This window comes from Enterococcus larvae, from assembly GCF_017830045.1.
Lineage (GTDB): Bacteria > Bacillota > Bacilli > Lactobacillales > Enterococcaceae > Enterococcus_L > Enterococcus_L larvae.
Genome location: NZ_JAEDXU010000003.1, coordinates 421,119 through 427,286, shown reverse-complemented (window position 1 = coordinate 427,286; position 6,168 = coordinate 421,119). Strand labels below are relative to the sequence as shown.

The window sequence follows — 6,168 nt, the reverse complement described above, 5'->3', positions numbered from 1 at the left end:
GAGCCGTGAGGAAATGTGGTGCACGTGGGAGACCTTTTCTTCAGTGAGCCTTTCAGGCTCTGGCCGGTAATAGAGGCTTACAGCCGCAGAGCAAACCTCCAGTTCACACTGGAGGTTTTGATTTGCTTTCTTGTAAAAGTATATATTTTTAAATAAAGTTATTTACTTTATTTTGTTTTGGTAGTATGATGATACTCAGTAAGTGCTTACAAAATATAGAAGGAGATCAATCATGGAAAAATCGAGTAAAAAAGACCAGCTTTTTGAGAAATTCGGAATGGTTGCGACCAAATTGGGAAATCAAATCCATTTGCGAACCTTGCGGGATGCGTTTGCTACGTTCATGCCCTTTATGATGCTTGCCGGATTTGTTACATTGATCAATTATGTCATACTTGAACCGACAGGTTTTATGGGGAAAATCATTGCTCCTGAAACACTTACAACGATTCAGGAAATCGGTATATCGATTGGTAATGGGACATTGAGTATCACGACCTTACTGGTAGTGGCAGCTGTCTCTTATCATATGTGTATCAGCCGCAATTATTCCAATCATATCGCAGCAGTTCTTGTTGCAATCTCTACTTTTGTTGTATTGACGCCAATGAAGACGATGTTCACCCCGGAAGGAGCGGGAGAAGCTATTGAGGTAAGTGGTGTGATTCCAGTTTCTCATACAGGTGCTTCGGGAATGTTTGTTGGTATTTTTGTTGGACTCTTGGCAACTGAGCTATTTATCAAATTATCTAATAATGAAAAATTACAGATCAAGCTGTCCGGCAATATACCGCCGGCTGTGTTGAAATCCTTTAATGTATTGATTCCAATCATTATCACAGTTACAAGCTTTTCGATTCTATCCTTTGCAGTCAATCAGCTGTTCAGTATGGATATGAATGGGTTGATCACTCAAATCGTTACAGTGCCGTTAAGCAAGGTAACGACGGGACTTCCCGGCTTCTTGCTGATTACATCGATTGCCAATCTGTTTTTCGGTTTTGGAATACATCAGGCGGTCATCTCCGGTTCACTGCTTGATCCGTTTCTGATTCAGAATATGCAGGAAAATATGGCTGCTTATGCTAACAAAGAAGAAATCCCTCATATCATCAATATGGCATTTAAAGATACCTTTGCTGTTATGGGCGGTTCTGGGAACACGATTGCTCTTTTGATTGCAATCTTCATTTTCAGTCGAAGAAAAGACTATAAAGATTTTGCTAAGCTATCAGTTGCTCCGGCAATCTTTAATATCAGCGAACCGATTATTTTCGGATTGCCAATTGTCTTTAACCTTAGTCTGATCATTCCTTTTGTACTAGCACCGATTTTTTCTTTGACAGTTGCTTATTTTGCTACGGCAGTGGGATTGATCAATCATGTTGTTGTGCAGATACCATGGACGACACCACCAGTTCTATCCGCCTTTCTGGCAACGGGCGGCGATTGGAAAGCGGCTATATTACAGATACTGATTATTATCGGTTGCGTCTTTATCTACCTGCCGTTTCTGCGAATCGATGAAAAGGTCACCTCAAAGATGAGCAGTGAAGAAGCAATAAATTAGCACACACTCTGTATTTTGTTTGAAGAGCATATAAGTGTTGGGGTGAGGAGAAGGGTGGATATTCCTTTTTCCTGACCGCAACACTTTTCTTTCATTTAATTCGAGCTGTTAATGGTATACTATTCTTGAGAAAAAATAGGAAGAGGTGCCATATGACACAGCGTATCTATAAAATGAGCTTTGCCAGTGTTTATCCCCTTTATATTAAAAAAGCAGAGCGCAAAGGTCGTACAAAAGAGGAAGTCGATGAAATCATTTTGTGGCTGACAGGCTACGATCAGGCTGGGCTGGCGGAACAAATTGAGGAACAGCATGATTTTGAAACTTTCTTTGAGCAAGCTCCTGAGCTGAATCCAAATGTCTCTTTGATCAAGGGCGTGGTTTGTGGTATTCGAGTAGAGGAAATCGAGGAACCCCTGATGCAGAAAATCCGTTACTTGGATAAACTGATCGACGAGCTGGCAAAAGGCAAGAAGATGGAAAAAATCCTTCGTAGTGACGTGTAAATTATTAAAATGAAAAACAAGCCTTCAGATTTATGAGGCTTGTTTTTTATCTACTTGTGTATCAGTTTCAGCATGAGTTCTATTCTTTCTTAAAATTATTTGTTATTAAATAGACTGAGAAAGTGTTATGAATCAAAAAAGCGAACGAAAATCACGCATGCATACAAATCGCAGCGATCCTTTCGTTCACTTGTTTAAGCAAACATGAAAGATGTTTTACTTGAAATCATACTCTTTGCTTTGTTTCCAAAGATGATAGCCTAAATAGGGAATAACTGCAGCTAATCCGTAAAGGATGCTCCATCCATATAAAGACACACCGTTGTCGCCATTAGCCTTAGTCTTGCGATATGCAGTTCCAAGAGCCAAAAATCCTTGTACAATGATAACAATATACCAAACAATACCTAACAAACCAATCATTTATAATACTCCTTTCATGCGTGATCATTAAATTGTACCATAATATAATATGTCTGGGAAAGGTTATTTTAAAGAAAAAATATCGGCGCTTAAAGATACCTTCTCTTATGAAATGTGTTTAGATACAAAGGAGACAATCCAAGAGTGAAGAAAATTATTGGAATCAAGTGCCCTTGAAGCGTCTCAATGTGTTTCTGGAAGAAAGATTAGGTTTAACGGATACAAGAGAAAAACGGTACACTATTTTCAAGGGTAAATGGAATAGTCATACATGTCCTTTCTATTTTTCTCTAGCTCTATAGCGAAAAATTTCATTATTGTAAGTTTCCTGACCCCATTGTAAGTACATTCTTTTGAAGCTTCTTGCTATGATTAACTTATCAAAAAAAGCAAAGGAGTGTTTCGAATGGAAACGATGTACATTTTATTTTTGGGGTATGGTATTGGTGAACTAGTCAAGCATTTACAAGTAAAGGGCTATATTAAAACTACTAAAGCTGGGGTACTTATAACAAGCTTGCTGATTGTTCTTATTCAAGTGCTGGGAAATCCAGGCTATCTAACGAATGGAAATCCGATAAACATACTTTTTACATCAATCGCTAGTGTATTGATTCTCAGTGTATTTATTGGCCTGATCACAGTTGTAGCAAAACGCTTATCTTCTATCAAAGGCGCATAAGATATCCGTTAGGTATAATAAAAAAGCGAGTCTTGTTCGGAAAGCTTTTTATATCGAGGACGAGAAAAAAGATTGTCTGGTCTAGTGATTATTCTGGTTAGTAAAACTATTATTGATATAATTCCAATAACTAATAAAAAGCAGCTGCCTTGGGTATCAACCAAGACAGCTGCTTTATTTTTTATGCTCGAAATAAATTTTTGAATAAGCCTTTCTTCCTTATGATAAAATCAAGAGAAACAAAGATTAAAAATAAGCTATCAAGCTATCTCAAAAGAGATAGCAAAAAGGAAGAGATTTTGATGGAGGTTTAGGTAATAAATGGTGGGAAGCAAAATCGGGTAGATACTGGGAACGAAATTGTCAGCAAGGAAAGGGATTTGAAAAATTTAAGTCTGATATGGGATCTAGGATTCGGATTGCCAAAGACAATGGGGCAACCTATGAACTATATTCTAATACACCAATTCCTAATCATGTTAAGGAATGGTTGACTAAAAAAGGCATTCCTTTCAACGAAATTTTAGATTAACTAGGAGGAAAAGATAATGTCGATTCAAGCAACTATAGATATTTACTTCAATGAGGGTAAAAGAGTTAAACCCAGTCAGATTTTGGATATATTTCTAGCTTCGGATTGGAAGAATATGGATAATAACAAGTTTAGAATGTTACCTTTGGGTGATGAAGATTATTCTTGGATTAGTTATACTGAAGATGAAAAAGAAGCGAAAGTACTCTTGAACGGTAAACTAGATGCTGGGGAAGTTGGTGGTATTGAACTATTTTATAATAAATCCGGAATCGGTATTGAAATGTTACTTTTCACAGATAGTCAGTTATCTATTTCTTTATCGATTAATAGGAAAACAAAGTTTAAATCTCATACAGATATTGACTGGTATATTGAGAAAATATTGCTACCATTAGAGCAACAAATAGAAATAGAGAGTTTTGAGTTTGTAGAACAGTTATAGAGAGATGTGAATGATAACAATTTCGAAACTCTGAAGACAAAGAGACCACTGATTTTGCAGACAAATATGGGGTTAAAAATAAGAAAGAGTGACCTAAATAGGTAGCTCTTTTTACTATAGATTATATTTTATAATTTATAAAATCATTTTTTTGTTGAGTTTTTTCTGAATACGCTCACGTTCTTGCTCTTCTTTTCTTTCCAGTTTTCTTAAATAGTCTTGATGAGCTGACCGGAGGTGTTATCATGAGTGGAATCAATATGTTTGGGATCTGCCCAAACTCAAGCGGATAGCATTAAATTAATGACAGAATTAGAGAAGCACCAATATTTATAGTAGCTCAAAATATTAAGTGTAGCATTTTAATAGAAAATCCATTCTAGTATGCAAATATTGTTCTGGTTACAATGTATCAATATTTGGATATTCTGGGAAGGAAGAATATAGGAGCTTTACAGATATAAGATGTGTCCAACAACATTTTATGAAATACGAATAACCTTTACTTTAATTCTAAAGATAAGTCTCAAGCACGGAATTAAGTGAGCTTGATGATATACCGAGAAAAATATTAACCGGCATGATTGAGTTAATTAGAAATAACATAGGCAGAGTTATTTATATCGAATATTCATAGTAGTGAGATAGGATTTAAAATGCTCGAAGAGTTTTAGAAAGGCTAATCTGTGATTTTGGAGAAGAGACATTCCAACTTTATTTACTAAGAGAAACAGAGACTCGAAATTGCCATCTCCAGATAAATAAAAAAAGCTATCTCAAAAGAGATAGCAAAAAGGAGTATTACTCAATAAGAGTAATTTGAAAAATAAAAAGGTTGTTGTTGGTATGTGAATATAGTAAATTAAATAATATAAAATGTCAATAAACTTTTTTGAAAAAAAGAGAAAAATGGTTATCTTAAGGAAAAATAAAAACATGGTACTGCTTTTTTAAATAACAGTTCCAATAAAAAATCAGTAGGAGGGCTACAAAATTGAGCATAGAGCACAAAATAGGAGATTACCTTTATAAAAATGGAGACATTTATAAAATAATTCCCCATTGGGATGATTTCATAGCCCCAGGACTCCTCTCTGTTTTTCTACAGGAATCAACTGGGAAAATATACCGCAGCCCTTATCTGATAGACAAAAATGATGCTAGTTATAGTCTGGCAACAGTAGAACAGATGAAGAATTTTGATTTGGCTGAAAAAAGAACGGATGATTATTAAAAGAATAGATAGGAGTGAAGAGATGAAAAAAGATGACGGAAGTTCTTTAGCAATTGGTATATCGTTGGGCTTGGTGTTTGGTCTGCTATTTGATAACTTAGCAATCGGATTAGCGATTGGTACGGCATTGGGCGTAACCGGCGTATTTTCCGGTAAGGGTGGAAAGAAGGAATAATTTAATGGAGAACAATCATTTGTTGTTTGGAAAACTAACTTGTGATGAGTATGATGGTTATCGAGGTAAAATACCTGTATCTTTTTCAGGAAACGAAGAGGAAGTTGAGTTGATAATTTCGGAAATCTTTGGGGACGGCGGAATAGAGGAGGGACACCGTGAAGCCTATGATATGCTCAGTAAGAACTGGGAGGATGTTGTGCAAGAAGTAGTGCAATCTGTATTGATTTATCAAAATGAAATTTGGGATTCAACGGATCATACACAGCGTTTTCCAAAGTTTCAAACAGAAAATGATGTGCTAAAGAATATTGAGCTGATCAGCATAACGCTTGAGGCAAAGGCACCGGATTTTCGTGGACAGCAAGGTCGATATGCGGTCATGGTTTTCAATGCTGAGTGGGTCAATGATGACTATCATCTTTTAAGCGTTGCTTTAATCAATGAGAAGGTAGTTGAGATTTCGGATCAGGCGATTTAAAAGTATTAAAAAAGAAAAATTGACAGTAGATAGAGCTGTCAATTCTCAAAACAATCAATAGGAGAAAAAAATGAGTCAGTTTTCAAAATTTAGGTTAGGGAGTATTTTTAGTCTGATTTT

8 protein-coding genes are annotated in these 6,168 nt (G+C 35.9%); 7 read left to right on the top strand and 1 reads right to left on the bottom strand.

The features are described from left to right. Positions 1–232: 232 nt before the first annotated feature. Together I6N96_RS08500 and I6N96_RS08495 are read left to right on the top strand one after the other, a co-directional pair. A complete protein-coding gene (locus I6N96_RS08500; RefSeq protein WP_209557136.1) occupies positions 233–1,570 on the top strand; it encodes a PTS sugar transporter subunit IIC in 1,338 nt (445 codons plus the stop codon). 152 nt (positions 1,571–1,722) lie between these two features. Next, on the top strand, positions 1,723–2,076 hold the full coding sequence (locus tag I6N96_RS08495; RefSeq protein WP_209557135.1) for a DUF2200 domain-containing protein: 354 nt from the start codon (positions 1,723–1,725) through the stop codon (positions 2,074–2,076). A 216-nt stretch (positions 2,077–2,292) separates the two neighbouring features. Here I6N96_RS08495 and I6N96_RS08490 read toward each other — a convergent pair whose 3' ends face one another. Next, entirely contained in the window at positions 2,293–2,499 is a 207-nt protein-coding gene (locus I6N96_RS08490; protein WP_209557134.1) for a hypothetical protein, read from the bottom strand. Between the two features lie 406 nt (positions 2,500–2,905). Between I6N96_RS08490 and I6N96_RS08485 the strand changes: the two genes are divergently transcribed. From I6N96_RS08485 to I6N96_RS08465, 5 genes are all read left to right on the top strand, one after another. Beyond that, positions 2,906–3,181: a hypothetical protein gene (locus I6N96_RS08485; protein ID WP_209557133.1), complete on the top strand. Its 276-nt coding sequence runs from the start codon at positions 2,906–2,908 to the stop codon at positions 3,179–3,181. A gap of 548 nt (positions 3,182–3,729) precedes the next feature. Then, entirely contained in the window at positions 3,730–4,158 is a 429-nt protein-coding gene (locus I6N96_RS08480) for a hypothetical protein (protein ID WP_209557132.1), read from the top strand. Positions 4,159–5,152: 994 nt separating this feature from the next. Next, on the top strand, positions 5,153–5,392 hold the full coding sequence (locus I6N96_RS08475) for a hypothetical protein (RefSeq protein WP_209557131.1): 240 nt from the start codon (positions 5,153–5,155) through the stop codon (positions 5,390–5,392). A 22-nt stretch (positions 5,393–5,414) separates the two neighbouring features. Next, complete coding sequence (locus I6N96_RS08470) at positions 5,415–5,567, top strand: glycine zipper domain-containing protein (protein ID WP_209557130.1); 153 nt, start codon at positions 5,415–5,417, stop codon at positions 5,565–5,567. A 4-nt stretch (positions 5,568–5,571) separates the two neighbouring features. After that, positions 5,572–6,048 (top strand): DUF6985 domain-containing protein, encoded by a 477-nt coding sequence (locus I6N96_RS08465; RefSeq protein WP_209557129.1) that lies wholly within the window; start codon positions 5,572–5,574, stop codon positions 6,046–6,048. The last annotated feature ends 120 nt before the right edge of the window (positions 6,049–6,168 follow it).

Coding starts and splice junctions, on each gene's coding strand:
- I6N96_RS08470 (WP_209557130.1), top strand. CDS start 5,415: ATGAAAAAAGATGACGGAAGTTCTTTAGCAATTGGTATATCGTTGGGC.
- I6N96_RS08495 (WP_209557135.1), top strand. CDS start 1,723: ATGACACAGCGTATCTATAAAATGAGCTTTGCCAGTGTTTATCCCCTT.
- I6N96_RS08485 (WP_209557133.1), top strand. CDS start 2,906: ATGGAAACGATGTACATTTTATTTTTGGGGTATGGTATTGGTGAACTA.
- I6N96_RS08490 (WP_209557134.1), bottom strand. CDS start 2,499: ATGATTGGTTTGTTAGGTATTGTTTGGTATATTGTTATCATTGTACAA.
- I6N96_RS08465 (WP_209557129.1), top strand. CDS start 5,572: ATGGAGAACAATCATTTGTTGTTTGGAAAACTAACTTGTGATGAGTAT.
- I6N96_RS08480 (WP_209557132.1), top strand. CDS start 3,730: ATGTCGATTCAAGCAACTATAGATATTTACTTCAATGAGGGTAAAAGA.
- I6N96_RS08500 (WP_209557136.1), top strand. CDS start 233: ATGGAAAAATCGAGTAAAAAAGACCAGCTTTTTGAGAAATTCGGAATG.